Source organism: Asaia platycodi JCM 25414 (assembly GCF_000614545.1).
Taxonomy (GTDB): domain Bacteria; phylum Pseudomonadota; class Alphaproteobacteria; order Acetobacterales; family Acetobacteraceae; genus Asaia; species Asaia platycodi.
On the sequence record NZ_BAKW01000003.1, the window covers coordinates 85,559 to 101,116 of the forward strand.

The 15,558-nt window shown below is 58.2% G+C and carries 14 protein-coding genes, 3 tRNA genes and 3 pseudogenes; 7 read left to right on the top strand and 13 right to left on the bottom strand.

Annotation, left to right across the window (positions count from 1 at the left end; all coding sequences use genetic code 11):
• Positions 1-58: 58 nt before the first annotated feature.
• From JCM25414_RS03650 to gatC, 4 genes and pseudogenes are all read right to left on the bottom strand, one after another.
• Positions 59-151 (bottom strand) — tRNA-Ser (locus JCM25414_RS03650).
• Positions 152-239: 88 nt separating this feature from the next.
• A pseudogene (gatB, locus tag JCM25414_RS16780) lies at positions 240-1,695 on the bottom strand (Asp-tRNA(Asn)/Glu-tRNA(Gln) amidotransferase subunit GatB).
• Positions 1,692-3,170: an Asp-tRNA(Asn)/Glu-tRNA(Gln) amidotransferase subunit GatA gene (gatA, locus tag JCM25414_RS03660; RefSeq protein ID WP_035442584.1), complete on the bottom strand. Its 1,479-nt coding sequence runs from the start codon at positions 3,168-3,170 to the stop codon at positions 1,692-1,694. The pseudogene gatB and the gene gatA overlap by 4 nt, the downstream one beginning before the upstream one ends.
• Positions 3,170-3,457, bottom strand: coding sequence for an Asp-tRNA(Asn)/Glu-tRNA(Gln) amidotransferase subunit GatC (gene gatC, locus JCM25414_RS03665; protein ID WP_025840764.1), 288 nt, complete (start codon positions 3,455-3,457; stop codon positions 3,170-3,172). Before gatC ends, gatA begins: the two co-directional genes overlap by 1 nt.
• Before the next feature lie 74 nt (positions 3,458-3,531).
• On the opposite strand from gatC, the gene ruvX reads away from it, so the two are divergent.
• Positions 3,532-4,014: a Holliday junction resolvase RuvX gene (gene ruvX / locus JCM25414_RS03670; RefSeq protein ID WP_025840765.1), complete on the top strand. Its 483-nt coding sequence runs from the start codon at positions 3,532-3,534 to the stop codon at positions 4,012-4,014.
• Between the two features lie 468 nt (positions 4,015-4,482).
• On the opposite strand, the pseudogene mqo reads toward ruvX, so the two are convergent.
• Positions 4,483-5,960: pseudogene (gene mqo / locus JCM25414_RS16785) on the bottom strand (malate dehydrogenase (quinone)).
• Between the two features lie 156 nt (positions 5,961-6,116).
• On the bottom strand, positions 6,117-7,010 hold the full coding sequence (locus JCM25414_RS16790) for an N-formylglutamate amidohydrolase (protein ID WP_025840766.1): 894 nt from the start codon (positions 7,008-7,010) through the stop codon (positions 6,117-6,119).
• A gap of 85 nt (positions 7,011-7,095) precedes the next feature.
• Between JCM25414_RS16790 and JCM25414_RS03685 the strand changes: the two genes are divergently transcribed.
• A tRNA-Val gene (locus JCM25414_RS03685) sits at positions 7,096-7,170 on the top strand.
• Between the two features lie 1,209 nt (positions 7,171-8,379).
• On the opposite strand, the gene JCM25414_RS24410 is transcribed toward JCM25414_RS03685, so the two are convergent.
• Entirely contained in the window at positions 8,380-8,655 is a 276-nt protein-coding gene (locus JCM25414_RS24410) for a hypothetical protein (RefSeq protein ID WP_242403323.1), read from the bottom strand.
• Between the two features lie 41 nt (positions 8,656-8,696).
• On the opposite strand from JCM25414_RS24410, the gene JCM25414_RS16795 reads away from it, so the two are divergent.
• Positions 8,697-9,362 carry a bifunctional enoyl-CoA hydratase/phosphate acetyltransferase gene (locus JCM25414_RS16795; RefSeq protein WP_242403324.1) on the top strand — a complete coding sequence of 222 codons (666 nt, stop codon included), beginning with the start codon at positions 8,697-8,699 and terminating at the stop codon, positions 9,360-9,362.
• 31 nt (positions 9,363-9,393) lie between these two features.
• On the opposite strand, the gene JCM25414_RS03705 is transcribed toward JCM25414_RS16795, so the two are convergent.
• A complete protein-coding gene (locus tag JCM25414_RS03705; RefSeq protein ID WP_025840768.1) occupies positions 9,394-9,720 on the bottom strand; it encodes a hypothetical protein in 327 nt (108 codons plus the stop codon).
• A gap of 312 nt (positions 9,721-10,032) precedes the next feature.
• Positions 10,033-11,241 (bottom strand): mechanosensitive ion channel family protein, encoded by a 1,209-nt coding sequence (locus JCM25414_RS03710; protein ID WP_025840769.1) that lies wholly within the window; start codon positions 11,239-11,241, stop codon positions 10,033-10,035.
• Between the two features lie 187 nt (positions 11,242-11,428).
• Between JCM25414_RS03710 and JCM25414_RS03715 the strand changes: the two genes are divergently transcribed.
• The 3 genes from JCM25414_RS03715 to JCM25414_RS24420 all read left to right on the top strand — a co-directional run bounded on the left by JCM25414_RS03715 (position 11,429) and on the right by JCM25414_RS24420 (position 12,430).
• Positions 11,429-11,503: transfer RNA gene (locus JCM25414_RS03715), tRNA-Met, on the top strand.
• A 64-nt stretch (positions 11,504-11,567) separates the two neighbouring features.
• A complete protein-coding gene (locus tag JCM25414_RS24415) occupies positions 11,568-12,077 on the top strand; it encodes a glycosyltransferase family 2 protein (RefSeq protein WP_242403325.1) in 510 nt (169 codons plus the stop codon).
• Positions 12,029-12,430: a hypothetical protein gene (locus JCM25414_RS24420; protein WP_242403326.1), complete on the top strand. Its 402-nt coding sequence runs from the start codon at positions 12,029-12,031 to the stop codon at positions 12,428-12,430. The genes JCM25414_RS24415 and JCM25414_RS24420 overlap by 49 nt, the downstream gene beginning before the upstream one ends.
• Before the next feature lie 14 nt (positions 12,431-12,444).
• Here the strand turns inward: JCM25414_RS24420 and JCM25414_RS16805 are convergent.
• The 3 genes and pseudogenes from JCM25414_RS16805 to JCM25414_RS24425 all read right to left on the bottom strand — a co-directional run bounded on the left by JCM25414_RS16805 (position 12,445) and on the right by JCM25414_RS24425 (position 13,983).
• A pseudogene (locus tag JCM25414_RS16805) lies at positions 12,445-12,851 on the bottom strand (DUF4167 domain-containing protein).
• A gap of 254 nt (positions 12,852-13,105) precedes the next feature.
• The gene (prmC, locus tag JCM25414_RS16810) at positions 13,106-13,783 is read right to left on the bottom strand and encodes a peptide chain release factor N(5)-glutamine methyltransferase (RefSeq protein ID WP_369345997.1); all 678 of its coding nucleotides are present in this window, start codon (positions 13,781-13,783) and stop codon (positions 13,106-13,108) included.
• On the bottom strand, positions 13,729-13,983 hold the full coding sequence (locus JCM25414_RS24425) for a class I SAM-dependent methyltransferase (protein WP_242403327.1): 255 nt from the start codon (positions 13,981-13,983) through the stop codon (positions 13,729-13,731). The genes prmC and JCM25414_RS24425 overlap by 55 nt, the downstream gene beginning before the upstream one ends.
• A 32-nt stretch (positions 13,984-14,015) precedes the next feature.
• Here JCM25414_RS24425 and JCM25414_RS03735 point away from each other — a divergent pair, with 32 nt between their 5' ends.
• Positions 14,016-14,456, top strand: a complete 441-nt coding sequence (locus tag JCM25414_RS03735; RefSeq protein WP_025840770.1) for a hypothetical protein — start codon at positions 14,016-14,018, stop codon at positions 14,454-14,456.
• Between the two features lie 35 nt (positions 14,457-14,491).
• On the opposite strand, the gene prfA is transcribed toward JCM25414_RS03735, so the two are convergent.
• On the bottom strand, positions 14,492-15,556 hold the full coding sequence (gene prfA, locus JCM25414_RS03740) for a peptide chain release factor 1 (protein ID WP_025840771.1): 1,065 nt from the start codon (positions 15,554-15,556) through the stop codon (positions 14,492-14,494).
• Positions 15,557-15,558 lie beyond the last annotated feature (2 nt).

The window sequence follows — 15,558 nt, forward strand, 5'->3', positions numbered from 1 at the left end:
GCACACACGGTTTCTCGAAGTCAGCTAAAGGAGGACAAGTCGTATCGGCTGTAAAAAATGGCGGAGGGGATGGGATTCGAACCCACGGTACGACTTGACATCGTACAACGGTTTAGCAAACCGCCGCCTTCAGCCTCTCGGCCACCCCTCCGCCTTGAGGGACGCAGTTTTCACGGCGTTTGCAGAACTGCTTCTAGGGGGATTTGCGACTTGCGTCAAACCCCCCTTTTGCAGATTTTTTATTCTGCCAGAAGCTTTTGCAGCAATTCGTTCACCATAGCCGGATTGGCCTTGCCCTTCATGGCTTTCATGGTCTGACCGACAAAGAAGCCGAAAAGCTTGTCCTTGCCGCTCTTGTACTCGGCCAGCTTGTCAGCATGGGCCTGCAGGATGCCGCGGATCTCGGCTTCAATCGCGCCGGTATCAGTGACCTGGCGCAGCCCCTTGCGCTCGACAATGACGGAGGCCGAATCGCCAGTCTCAAACATGTCTTCGAGCACTTCCTTGGCGATTTTGCCGTTGATCGTCGAGTCTGTGATCAGTGCCAGCAGCTCCATGAGCCTCTGCCTTGACCGGGCTCGTTTCGATAGTAGCGCCTGTGCGGTTCAGCGCAGCGAAGAAATCGCCCAGCATCCAGGTGACGGCGAGACGCGGATCACTCCCCTTGGCTACCGTCTCGAAGAAATCGGCGATACCCTGCTCGACCGTCAGAACGCCCGACTCATAGCGTGAAATACCGTACGTCTTTTCCAGACGCTCGCGCTTGGCCTCCGGCAGTTCCGGCAAGGCGGCTCGCAGGCCTTCAACCCAGTCGCGCTCGATGAGAAGCGGCAGAAGATCCGGGTCAGGGAAGTAGCGGTAATCATGCGCATCTTCCTTGGAACGGAGGGAGCGCGTCTCGCTGCGAACATGATCGAACAGACGTGTTTCCTGATCGACCGTGCCGCCTGCCTCCCATATCTCGACCTGACGCTGTGCTTCGACCTCGATCGACTGCATGACATAGCGGATCGAATTGACGTTCTTGATCTCGCAGCGCGTGCGATATTCCTCGCCCGCCTTGCGCACCGAGACGTTGACGTCTGCGCGCATCGAGCCTTCTTCCATGTTCCCGTCACACGTGCCGAGATAACGCAGAATTTGGCGCAGCTTGCGCAGATAGGCCCCTGCCTCTTCAGGCGAGCGGATATCGGGCTCACTGACGATTTCCATCAGCGCCACACCGGCACGGTTGAGGTCGATGAACGAGCGCGCCGGGTCCTGATCATGCATCGATTTGCCTGCATCCTGTTCAAGATGCAGACGTGTCACGCCGATATGGCGCACCGAACCATCGGCGAGTTCGATCTCGACTTGCCCCTCACCCACGATCGGATGCGCGAACTGGCTGATCTGATAACCCTGCGGCAGATCGGCATAGAAGTAGTTCTTGCGGTCGAAACGGCTCATCAGATGAATTTGGGCGTTCAAACCAAGACCCGTGCGCACGGCCTGTGCCACACATTCGGCATTAATGACCGGCAACATGCCAGGAAAACCGGCATCGATCAGACTCACATGCGTGTTCGGCTCGCCGCCATATTCGGCAGAAGCGCCTGAAAACAACTTGGCATGGCTAATGACCTGAGCGTGAACCTCAAGTCCGACAACAATTTCCCAGACGCCTGTGGCGCCTTCGATATGGTAGCTGCTCATGCGAACGCTCCCGCATGCAGGGCGGGTCTGTGCGTAAAGCCCGCTGCTTTTTCCATGACACGTCCGACGGCAAACAAGGTTTCTTCCTCGAAATAACGCCCGATGAGTTGCAACCCGAGCGGCAACCCGTCGTGATCGAGCCCGGCAGGAAGCGACAGAGCCGGAACGCCCGCCATGCTCGCTGGCACAGTGAAGATGTCGTTCAGATAGATCTGCACGGGATCGGTCGGGCGCTCAGAATGGGCGAAGGCAGCTGAAGGCGCCGTCGGTGTCAGCAGCACATCGACCTTCTCGAACGCATTCAGGAAGTCGCGCTGGATCAGCGTGCGAACCTTCTGGGCGCGCAGGTAATACGCGTCGTAATAGCCAGACGACAGCACAAACGTACCCATCAGGATACGACGACGCACTTCCTCGCCAAACCCGGCGTGACGGGTGGCTTCATAAAGCTCATCCAGCGTGCCCGCATCGACGCGCTCGCCGAAACGCACACCGTCATAGCGGGACAGGTTCGACGAGGCCTCGGCGAGGGCCACGATATAATAGGTCGGCAGACCGTATTTCGTGTGCGGCAGGGAGACATCGACGATCTCGGCGCCAGCGTCACGCAGCCAGGCAATACCCTGATCCCATAGAGCTGCGATATCGTCGGGCAGCGTGTCGGGGCGATATTCGCGGGGAATTCCGACCTTCAGTCCCTTAACGCCGCGCTCCAGCGCATCTTCATAGCGCGGGACCGGGCGGTCGACCGAGGTACTGTCTTTCGCGTCGAAACCGGCCATGGATTCGAGCAGAATGGCGCAGTCTTCCATGGTGCGCGCCATAGGTCCGGCCTGATCGAGCGAGCTTGCGAAGGCGATCGTGCCGAAGCGCGAGCAGCGACCATAGGTCGGCTTGATGCCCGTGATGCCGCAGAATGCCGCAGGCTGACGGATCGAGCCGCCCGTATCGGTGCCTGTCGTGCCAAGAGCGAGCCCGGCGGCGACAGCTGCAGCCGAACCGCCCGACGAGCCGCCTGGCACCAGCTTCACGTCAGAGCCCTTGCGGCGCCACGGATTGGTGACCGGACCGAAGGCTGAAGTCATGTTCGTCGAGCCCATGGCGAACTCGTCGAGATTCATCTTGCCGAGGAAAATCGCGCCATCGGCAAGAAGGTTCGACGTCACCGTACTCTCGTACGGCGGCACGAAATTACGCAGAATGTTGCTCGACGCGGTTGTGCGCACGCCGTTGGTGCAAAACAGGTCCTTGATACCGAGCGGCAGGCCGCAAAGCGACGGCGCATTATCGGTCGCGAGCAGCGCGTCGGCTGCACGGGCACCGGCGCGGGCCTGATCTTCGGTTACCGTCACGAAGCTGTTGATCTCATCATCCAGCTTCTTGATGGAAGCCAGAAAATGATCGGTTAGTTCGACAGCCGAGAGACGACGCTCCCTGAGAGCCTTTCGCGCTGAGGCGAGGGTCAGATCATGCATCACTCAACAACCTTCGGAACGGTAAAATAAGGCCCGACGCTATCGGGCGCGTTGGCCAGAACGGCATCACGCTTGTTGCCATCGGTCACGACGTCGTCACGAAGGCGTGGCACGGCCAGACCGGTGCCGATCATGGGCGGCACATCGGCGATATCAACCTCGTTCAGTTGCTCGACCCAACCCAGGATGCCACTCAGCTCCTGGCGCATGGCTTCACATTCCTGATCACTGAGGCCAATTCTGGCCAGTTTTGCTATGCGCCTGACTGTGCGCGTTTCCAACGACATAAAGGATCGACTTTCCTGAAAGTGAGCGGATAATCCCGACGGTCCAGAATTTAGCGAGATCATAACGCCTTCCCATGAGTCTGTTCAATCCATACGCCCTGCGCGATGCCCTCCCCCCCGGCCTTCGGCTACTCGGGCTCGACCCCGGCCAGAAGACGATCGGCCTCGCCTTGAGCGATGTCACACTCATGCTGGCCTCACCCTATAAGAGCCTCAAGCGCGGCAAATTCGGCGAGACGGCGCTGGAAATCGGCAGGATGGTGCAGCGCGAAGGAATTGGCGGCCTCATCTGCGGCCTGCCCCTTTCGCTAGACGGGTCTTTCGGACCTGCGGCGCGCGCAGCGCAGGACTGGATGACTGAACTCTCGAACCGGCTCGGCCTGCCCGCCTGCTGCTGGGATGAGCGCCTCTCCTCCAGCGCCGTCAACCGCTTTCTGATCAAGGAAGCCGACATGACCCGTAAACGGCGCGCCGAGGTCGTCGATAAAATGGCCGCGGCCTACACGTTGCAATCCTGGCTCGATGCAACGGCACCAGAACGCGAAGATCTGTTGTGAGATAGGTCAAACGGATCGTCTCCCATTGCGGGATTGCTCCGATCATAACCATGATCGCCAGATGGCACGCGTCACGACCATCGGTAAAAAACGCTATGACCAACTTGCATGTCGTGGCGACTTCAGGGTCCTACGCACGGCAAGTGGGGGCGCGTTGTGCGATGCGCTCTGAACGCAAGCACTTTATCCCGGCAGGCCGTGGCTCCCCTGAAGAAAATGCCGCTCCGCTTGCACAAGGCCCGAAAAACGAGACTCGGAAGCGCACCGCGCAGGAAACACGGCAGCTTTTTCGACAAGGGTTTCTGTGCAGAGACGCGACGTACTGGACCACGCCTTCATCTCAGCCGAAACAAAGCATGATAGATACGCCTGAGGCATCACGCTGTGAAGCACGCCCTTATGCCCAGCTGAGGCAACCCGTATTATCCCTCGCACGGCTCTCGCAGAGCCGGTAGCGCCGACGAAAATTCAGATACCCAGAACTTCGCCTGTCTTCGCCCTGATTGCGCGGCAAGACGCCTCATCCTGACGCAGATCGATGCCATAGCTGGGAATGATCGCCCTCAGCTTGTCGTGCCATTCCGGCAGACGATGAGCGAAATTTTTCGTGACCACCTGCAAGGCCACGGAGCCGCGATCGACGCCCCCGGAGACGCCCCGAGCACCGCAGCCAGACTGCGATCCTGAGCAGAGAGAACCTCGGTGCCGAATTTCAATGTACCGCGACCATTCTCGGTCTTGATAATCTGCACGCGCTGCCCGGCCACTGCCACACGCCAGTCATGCTCGCGCGCCGCAGGGTAAAAATCCTGCAACGCCGCGAAGCGCGAGGACTGCTTCTGTATCACCTGACCGACCAGGTAGCGCACCAGATCACGGTTATCTACCATTACGTCGAGCATCGCCTTGATGTTATCGCGCGTGATGGAACGCGGCAGATCGGTCCATCTTCCCGATTTGAGGAATTTGGTCGTGAATCCCGCATAGGGACCGAAAAGCAGATAGGGCCTGCCCCCGATCACACGCGTATCGAGATGCGGTACCGACATGGGAGGCGAGCCGACCGCCGCCTTGCCATAGACCTTGGCCGTGTGACGCTGGCAGAGATCGAGATTATCCGCATGCAGGAAAAGCCCACTGACCGGGAAGCCTGCATAGCCATGGGCTTCTGGCAGGTCGGCACGCTTGAGCAGGTCGAGCGCCGCACCGCCCGCACCAACGAACACGAAACCGGCAGAGATGGTTTTCGTCTCTCCGGTTGAGGTATCCAGCGTGCTTACCCGCCACCGTCCACCAGGTTCACGCGTAAGCGCCGTCACCTTGTGCCTGTAATGCACGGAGACACCCTGCTCTTGCTCAAGCCGTGAGAACAGCAGACGGGTAAGCGTGCCAAAATCGACATCCGTTCCCTCAGTCACGCGCGTCGCGGCGAGCTTCTCGCCCGATATGCGGCGACCCATCATGAGCGGGGCCCATTGCGCAATCGTTGCGGCATCCTCGCTGTAGCTCATGGTATCGAAGCAGTGATGCTGCACCATGGCTTCATAGCGGGCACGCAGAAATGCCACGTTCTCCTCACCGCGCACGAAGCTCATATGCGGGCAGTTGCGGATGAAGGCGGAGGGATTATCGATCCAGTTTTTCTCGACCAGATACGTCCAGAGCTGACGTGACAGGTCGAATTCCGTGTTCACATCGAGCGCCTTGGCGATATCGATGCTGCCATCCTTGCGTCGCGTTGTGTAATTCAGCTCGCAATAGGCGGCATGGCCGGTTCCGGCGTTGTTCCATGCCTCAGAGCTTTCCCTGGCGCAGGAATCGAGTGTTTCGAACACACTGATCGTCAGAGACGGGTCGAGAGACCGGATCAGCGCGGCAAAGCTGGCACTCATGACACCCGCACCGATCAAGACGATATCCGGGCGCTGTTCTGGGGCAACGGTCATGAGGCAAGTCTTCCAGTCTAGTGAAATACCATATGCTTGACCAACGTGACGTGAGGTCGTTCCGCAAGTCAGACACTCCTTGAAACACAGCTTGGTAGCATCAATCGAGCCCCCTTGTTGCGGAATCAGCCGGAGTTGATCGTCAGGTTACGCCAATCAGGCGCAGACACATCCTGTCTGCACCGACACGAGCGTGCGTGCCAGTGCGACTCCTTCGGGTAAAAATGCCTCGAATTGAGCCCTTACGCCGCTGAAGGCCGCAGAGGGCTGCACAGCCCGTTCGTCGAGATAGAGCCCTCGACCGATTTCCATCTGAATGACATGCACCCCCTCGGAAGGGCGCCCATGACGGGCTGTTATATAGCCACCAGCATAGGGACGGTTTCGTCCTACCGCAAAACCTGCCCCGGCAAGACTGGCAGATACGCCGTCCACTATATGCGGGGCACAGCTTTTCCCATGGAGATCGCCCAGCACGATGTCGGGCAGGCGCAAATGGGCAAGGCTTGGCATGGAGTGGAGATCGATCAGCAGACAAACACCAAACCGCGCAACAGCACGCGCGATCATGGCCTCAAGAGCTTCATGATAAGGCAGCCAACATGAGGCGATGCGCGCGCGGGCCTCCGACACCGAAAGCTGGTGACGATAGATACCGCGCCCTGCCCCGGCGATGCGCGCCATCATACCCAGCCCATTGCGCACTTTTTCGGTATTGGTAAGGCTTCCTTCAGGCAGACGCTCGCGAAACATCCCCTGATCCAGCTCCCAGGCGTAGCGATTCACATCGCAGTAAGACCTTGGAAACGTCGCGCAGAGCAGCGGTACCCCTAATCGTGGCGCTGCGTCGAACAGTGCATCGACATAAGCGTCTTCACTGCGACGGAGGGAGAGGAGATCGAGACGCGACTGCTTCAGGAAAGACGCAGGATAACTGCGCCCGGAATGCGGCGACGCCATCACCAGCGGCGAGGCAGGCTCGGCAACGTCATGAAGCAGAAAATTCTTTGAAAGACAGAGCTCTGGCTCCGCCGGAGCGCCAGGTTTCATTTTTTTTCCGGTTTGGTGATTTTTTTAGAAAACCTATCTTGCCAGCCCCGTCAACGCCCGCTAAAACGCCGCTCACGGACCGGATGGGCGCATAGCTCAGCGGTAGAGCACTACCTTGACATGGTAGGGGTCACAGGTTCAATCCCTGTTGCGCCCACCATCCGGTCCGTCGAAAACCCTCAAAATCTGAAAAATACCTGCCGCGCATCACCACGGTACAGCGACGATTTGTCGCGACACCTCCGCGCCTCTCAGCGCGAAAACTCCCATCGTGCTCAGGGGTGATACTGATCGGACGCCGCTCGATGGCGTTGCGTAGCGCTGCCGCTATATTCGAAGCGCGATCACCTTCGGCCCGCCACGACGCACAGCGGCTCTATTGCGGTTATGGTTATTTCGAAAATAAAATAAACAGCCTGTAAACAAATTTTCGTTAATCACTGGCGCTTAAAGAATACTATCGTCAACGTCTCATTAATGATCGCCATCAAGAGCTGGTGAAAAGAGAAAAATCCAGCAACACTATGACGCTTTTTCTGAGCACCTCACAGCGAGAGGAACTCAGAAACGCGGGGAATTAGGCATTTCGAAAAAGTTGCATCTGGGAAAAATATTTTTTATTGCAAAAATTTCTTGCAATAGGACCGTTAATCAACGTTAACTATTCCCAACACCTTTGCGTGAAAAACATGACATAACGTTCGAGATCGCCATGCTCCGAAACTCCCTGCCCATCCTCCTCGCGCTCTGCATCTGGGCATCGTCCTCAGCCTTGACGACACTTTCTGCACCAGAAACTTCTCAGCTTACGGACATGCTGGATCTTCTTGGAGAGGCGATTTTCATCGGCGGTCTACTCCTCATCTTCGCTCGCCTCGCTATTGGCATTGTGCGACCAAACCGCGAACGTCGCTCCTTGAACTGATGGTGCAGCCGGCAGGCGATAGCCGGATCAAGCCGACCGCGCAGAGCGAGGACGATCGTGAGAGGCTTCTCCTCATACAGAAGCTCCGATACCGAACGACTCCAGTCCATCGCTCCTTTCTGCGCTTCACGATAAAAAAGAAGCAGGCGTGATACTGCGGGACTCCCCGACCACTCCACGGCTCTGACCCGATACCACTCAAGAAAAGCTGATCCGCAACCTTCGCCGGGCTTCTGCTATGCGTTGGGAGACAGAGTGTCGAAGGCGAGAGACCTTGATAGCGACGCGGGCTCGGATCTGCTTGTTCAGGCCAGCCCGTAGACGCCTCCTAGGCCTCTGACCGGTATGCTTTGCCCCACAAGGCCGGGTACAGATGATCATGCCGCGCTGACCTGGTTCTGGAGAGTCAACTCGAACCTGGAGACCTGTGCGCTCATGCCCTCATCATCCATGACACCACTGCGCGCTGCTGAGAGCGACACGCTCGCCGAAATCTTCCCCGAACAGCATGCCCTGATGCGCGCCCTGGTCGCCAAAGCATCCCGGCTGGGGCCCGTTCCTTATGCTATCGTATGGCCCTGCAGCAGCCACGCACTTGGCGGCGCCGTAGAGGCCGCTCGTCATGGGATCATCGTACCGATACTTGTAGGCGACCGCGAAGAAATCGAACGAACCGCAGCAAAAGCCGGATTTGACATCAAAGAGCTGCGCATTGAGCATGCTGCGAGCCAGAAGGTGCCGTCAAGCATGCCATCACCCTTGTGCATGAGGGGGAGGCGCTCGGTCTGACCAAGGGAAGCCTGCACACCGACACTTTCATGGCAGGCGTCATCAGGCAGGAAAGCGGGTTGCGCACTAAGCGACGCATGAGCCACGTCTTCTGCCTGGCCGTGCCAGACTATCCCGATCTGCTGCTTGTCTCAGACGCGGCGATCAATATCGCACCGGATCTCATGACAAAACGCGACATCGTGCAGAACGCGATCGATTTGCATCACGCTCTCGGTCTCGGCACGCCGCGTGTTGCCCTGCTTTCCGCGGTTGAGACGATCAATACGAAAATTCAGGGAACGCTTGATGCTGCCAGCTTGTGCAAGATGGCCGACCGCAAGGAAATCACGGGAGGTGTGCTGGACGGCCCACTGGCCTTGGACGTTGCCGTCAGCCGCGAGTCGGCAGAAATAAAAGGGGTCGAGTCCCCGGTGGCAGGGCGCGCTCAGATCCTGATCGCCCCCGATCTCGAATCAGGCAATATTCTCGTCAAAACCCTCGCGTTCCTCGGCAAGGCTGCGACATCAGGCATTGTCATGGGGGCAAAAGTGCCTGTTCTGCTGACCAGCCGTGCCGATGACGCTACGGCACGGCTCGCTTCGGCTGCTATCGGCGCTCTATACGCCCGTCATCTGGAACAGAATACCCGTGACTAGCGTCCGAACACTCAGCCCAGCTGCGTGAGTTTCAATAAGCGGGGCATCTGTAAGGCGCCCCGCTTTCCGGTTTCAGAGGCGTTTGGCGAGCAGCCTCCTGCGGAAGGGCAAATCCGTGCCAGGCGGCGGCGCCCATTTCCATGACATTATGCGGCACATATTTCATCACCATCAGCTTTGAACCTTCTGGCGAAAGCTTGGCCAGGACATCGCGTAGATCCGAGATGATCAGATTTGACGAGACGATCCAGAAATTATCAATGTCATGAAAGACCTCACCGAAGCTTGCGAGTTTCTGCTCAACTGCCTCGTAAGACTCGCCCTCATTCTTTTCATAGACAACGAGATAGGTAGTCATGTGCCTCTATTCCCCAAACGAGATCCGGCAAGATCGCTCACCGTAAACCGAACATTAACGCTCTGCGAGCTTGATCCTGATTATGCAGAAAAAACGATAAACATCTGTTCCTACATGATTTTTATCCAGTAATTTCGCTCTCTCATGTCGAGCGATACACTGATCAGCGTCAAATAATATGACAGTCTCGTGAATTAAATGCCATAGAGGTGCCGTGTTTGGCGTATCTATCTTCATTCAGGAGACAAGATAGATGACGATATTCGAACTGCACTGGCACAGCTTCATAGCCCTTATGCACCGCTTTTTCTCTCAGAGATCTGCGCCTCCCCGGGGCATGACCGTACCTGGCCCCATATAAGAGCCAGGTGGTGGACGATCAATCGGAGGCGAGATGGCGTCAGCATTCGGCCAGGCCTCATCGCCGGGACGCGTTGGCACGACTGCGAAACGCGACCTCGGCAGGGCTTCCGGACATTCGGCACGTATGCGCAGAATGATTTTCTCCCTGATATCGCAACGGAGATCCCAGCTCTGCAGCGCATTGCGCGCGCTGGCAATGATACGGATCTTCAGCGTGTGAGCATCGCAATCCGCCACCTGACAATCGAACACTTTTCCGTCCCAGAGCGGACATGTCTTGATGATTTCGCCCAGAAACCCGCGTATCGTCTCTATCGGCGCTTCATAATCCACGTAGAGAAACACGACGCCGATAATAGCCGCGGAGTTGTGGGTCCAGTTTTCGAAGCGATTTTCCAGAAAATACGAAATCGGCACGATGTGGCGGCGCCAATCCCACACGCGCAGCACGACATAGGTCGAGGTGATTTCCTCCACCCAGGCCCAGTCGCCATTGATGATGATCAGATCTTCCATTCTGATCGGCTGGGTGATGGCAATCTGCACCCCGGCCAGAAGATTGGTCAGCAAGCCGCGGGCCGAGAGGCCGACAATCAGCGACGCCGCCCCAGCCGAAGCGAAGAGCGACACGCCATATTGCCGCACGGAATCGAACGTCATGAGCGCTGCGGCGACAGTGACGATACCGACGAGGATTTCTATCAGACGTCGTAATACCCTGATCTGGGTCTGATGCGTCCTGATCATGATATCGTCTGAGTGATCGCGTGAGGTGATGCGCTGCAGATAGGCTTCGGTCATGATCCTGAAAGCCACGATCGCCGCATAACCGACCATCAGAATGCCGATAAACAGCAGCAGCTTCTGCAAGAGCTGCGTCGTCTCCCAGGTAAATCCCGAGGCTGCAGGCAGCGCCGAAAGAAGCACCGCCAGCACAACCATGACACGTACGGGCCGACGCATGGCGAGAATGATCTTGCGCAGCACCGCATCTTCGCGGTTGCCGAAGATACGCAGGATGATCACTGAGATGAGCTTGCTGGCGTAGAACGATACGGTGGCCAGCACGACGAGCATGAGAATGGAGACGAGCTGCGCGGGTAGCCAGTCGAAGTAGGAACGCAGGGCGAAAAGGGAGCTGAGAAACTGCTGCTTCAAATCTAAGATCCAGATCCTTGAGAGGGATGAGGCCTTTCGGGCGTATCAAGCAACGCATCGTCTAACCCATTGGTGCACAATGCCACAGAGTGCCAGAGGCTCAAAAACATGATGCGCGCAAAAACCTCTCTGCAGAGTGTTGACACATCAGCCCAACCCTTTTAATTCCACGCCCACCGGTCGCGATGGCGGCGTAGCTCAGCGGTAGAGCAGGGGAATCATAATCCCTTGGTCGGCGGTTCAAATCCGTCCGCCGCTACCATCCGACCGGCTCTTCTCCCCCTACCAAGATAGACAAGTTTCTTTCGTCTGCATAAAGAACGTTCATGAGAGCGCCACTTGCAGCCGTGACGATGGTCTATAACGAGCCGGTCTTTTTGCCGGTCTGGCTGCGTCATTATGCCCGTCTGGTCGGCCTGGAACGCTGCTATGTCATCGATCATGGTTCAGATGACGGCTCGACCGATGCCCTGCTCTGCAACCGTCTGCGCATCCCACGCTCGCCTCAGAACGATGCCCAGCGCACGCGTGCGATCAGCGCCCTCTGCGCCGGGCTTCTCGAATGGTATGAGACTGTCCTCTATTGCGACGTCGACGAAATTCTGGTGGCGGACCCTGCCTGTTTTCAATCGCTTCAGGCACTGGCTGACGCCCGGGCAGCCCCCTGCCTGACGGCCACCGGGTTTGATGTGATCCATCACGCCGAGCAGGAGCCCGACCTTGATTTCGACCGGCCCGTTTCCCTGCAACGCCGGTCGCTGCGCTTCTCTGCCGCCATGTGCAAGCCATGCCTGATCCGGACGCCGTCACCTGGTCACCGGGCTTTCATAGCGTAAAGGAAGCGCTGCCGAACCCCGATCCGGCGCTCATGCTGTTCCATTTGCGCTATAGTGATCTGAAAGAGGGGCTGAAGCGGCTCGGCCGCACACGCAAGCAGGCGTGGTGCAGCAGACAGGCTGGTGCCCATCAACGCATGACCAACAAGGCTTGGCGTGACATGCTGGCCAGTATGGCCGGGCTGAGATCTGAAGAGGTAACGCTTCTTGTGGATGATCCCTCCCTGAAGCCTTGGCGCGAGCGCCTTGTCAGGGAGGGGCTGGAGCGGGCAGAAGGCTTCTACCCGATCGATCTGGGCCTGTCCGGCGACAGGCTCTGGCCCCTGCCAGAGCGGTTCAGGGGCCTTTTCTGAAATCGGGTAGCAGCTTATTCAGCGGTCTCTTCGACATGCTCTTCGCTGTCGTTTTCAGCCCCCGCATCATCGCCCTGACGACGATCATCCGGATCCTGCTGGCTGCGCGCACGCTGCTGATGGCGCTCTTGGCGCTCCATCTGGCTCTGCTGAGCGGCCTGCGTCATCGCATTCAGAATGCGGAAATAATGCTCGGCATGCTGAAAATAGGCTTCTGCAGGATACGATCGCCCGTGCCCGTGGCATCACGACCAAGCTGGAGATATTTCTCGAAAAGCTGCTGGGCGGTGCCGCGCACCCGCATGTCAGGGCCATTGCTATCGAAGACATGGTTGCGATTCAGAGGCGTCTGACCATTGGATTGACGCGATCCGCCACCGCTCGGGCGATGGTGACGGCTTCTCATACGTTTCATGTTCATGGATCCGCGTAGCACTTTCGTATTCGCAATCCCGATCCATCACTAGAGGAATCCAGGCGATTGCAGGGAATGAATGACCCTTGGTTTGTCTCATGACGGCCGGATTACAAGATCAGGCCAGTAATCCGCTCAGCTCAATCATCAAGATCATTGCGAGGGGCGGAAGACGCCTTGCCGTGTCGGTGAACATCACCGCGACCCGAGCAAGCCGATCTAAGGAAACTAGCAAGGTTACGCCATTCTGCCAATGGTTTTCATGCGTCAGACTGCGCGCGAACGAAAGATCGCTCGAAACACAACGCCCGGACGATCCCACCGAGATCGGCTCTCGCTTCGACAAGCGTCAAGCCAGCCCTGTCTGCCAGCGCGGTTACATCTGTCTCCTGCCCCTGCCCTATCTCGAAAATCAGCAGTCCTTCCGGGGCAAGATGAGCCTGGGCCTGAGCGATAATAAGCCGGTAGGCATCAAGCCCGTCTTCTCCGGCAACAAGCGCACGCGCCGGTTCGTGGTCACGCACTTCCGGCATAAGCCCTGCGAGATCGCCCACACGAATATAGGGCGGGTTACTCACAATCACGTCGAATTGCCCGCTGAGTGCCGAAAACCAGTTCCCCGCAAGAAAACCGGCACGGGTGAAGAGCGCGTTGCGGCGAGCATTGGCAAGAGCAAGGGTGGCGGCGTCGGGCGAAAGATCGACACCAACGCCATACGCATGACGATATTCAGTCAGTGCCGCCAGAAGCAGACACCCCGTTCCCGTCCCGAGATCGAGAATTGAGCGCACACGCGCCTTGTCAGGTCGACGGCTCATCAAGGCCTCGATCAAGGTTTCACTATCACCGCGAGGGATGAGCGTGGCCGAAGAGACCGCAAGCGTCAGGTCCAGAAACCGGCCTCGCCCTCGATCAGCGCCAGAGGTCGGCGTGCACAGCGCTGTGCGAGGCCTGCGGCGAGCCGTGACGCGGCCTCTTCTGGCAGCGCGTCGAGCGAGAGCAGTCGCGACGCCTCGCAGCCTATCGCCCAGCAGACGAGTCGACGCGCTTCCATACGAGGCGCCTCTATGCCTGATTTTTCCAAAGACGTTGCCGTCTCGATCAGCACATCCCTGAGGGCCCGTCGATTACCGCTCACCACTCTCTCCTGAAACGTCTTATAGAACAGGAATGAGACAGATTCTCTTCCTGCTTGCTGCCATGAGCGGCATCAGCCCAGGCATTGCCCTTGCCGAAAGCTTCACTGTTACCGATGACCGTGCGCCGATCGAGGTGTCCGAAATATCGCGGCTCTATATCGACGGAACACTCGCCGCTACCTTCCGACTCGATGACAAGACGCCGAGCCTGACCAGGAAAATCGAAATACCGCAGGGTCGCGTCAATCACAGCTACGCGCTGTGCGGCCAGATAACGGTAGTCAACGCCGAAGGTCGTGCCGAAACACATCAGGTAAGCAGTGAAGGCACCCTGACGCATCCTGAAGGGCATCATCTGGTGGCGCTCGGCGATGAAGGGTTCACCGATTTCTTCCTGCGCGATCCGACCGATTCCGGTGTCGCCAGACACCATCCGGGCCATGCGGAAATCTGCGCCTCTCCGGTGAGCTGAGTTACCGGGCGGACCAACGCCAGGAAGAGCCTGTGTCAGCTCAGCCCCTCTGCCGCAAGGAGCGCTGTCTGCTCCTCCTGAGCCAGCGCATCGACGATCTCGTCGAATTCGCCAAGCATGACACGGTCGATCTTGTGCAGGGTCAGGTTGATACGATGATCGGTCACCCGCCCCTGCGGAAAATTATAGGTGCGGATACGCTCGGAGCGGTCGCCCGTCCCGATCTGTGACTTGCGATCTGCGGCACGACTGGCATGGGCCTCTGCGCGCTGCCTCTCATAGAGACGTGCGCGCAGGATTTTCATCGCCTTGGCCTTGTTCTTGTGCTGGCTTTTTTCTTCCTGCATTGCCACCACGATACCACTGGGCATGTGCACGATCCGCACCGCGCTCTCCGTCTTGTTGACGTGCTGCCCACCCGCGCCCGAGGCACGATAGACATCGATACGCAGATCACTCTCGTCGATCGCGACATCCACCTCTTCCGCTTCGGGCAGAACGGCAACAGTCACCGTTGAGGTATGAATACGCCCCTGGCTCTCTGTTGCAGGCACACGCTGCACACGATGGACACCTGACTCATATTTGAGCCGAGCGAAAACAGACCGGCCAGAGATGGTCGCAACGCCCTCACGCAGCCCCGACAGATCGCTCTCGTCATATTCCATGATCTCGAAGCGCCAGCCATGCAGATCGGAGAAGCGTTTATAGGCACCGAACATCTCGGCGGCGAAAAGCGCGGCCTCATCTCCCCCCGCGGCGGGGCGGATTTCGAGGATAGCGCTACGCTCATCGGCCTCGTCGCGTGGCAGAAGCGCCAGTCGAACCTGCTGATGCAGCTCTTCAAGCCGCTCCTCGATCTCGTCGATCTCGCTCTGGGCCAGCTCGCGCATCTCCGGATCGTCGAGTAGGGCCAGAGCCTCATTGCGGGCTGTATCGGCACAACGATAGGCGAGAATGGACGAGACAACCGGCTCCAGCTCGGCAAATTCGCGCGAAGCCCGCACGAACTCATCACCCTGGATTTCACCGCTGGACATCAGCGCCTGCAATTCATCCGACCGGGCGACAATACGCTCCAGCCTGTCGTCGAGAGCCACGA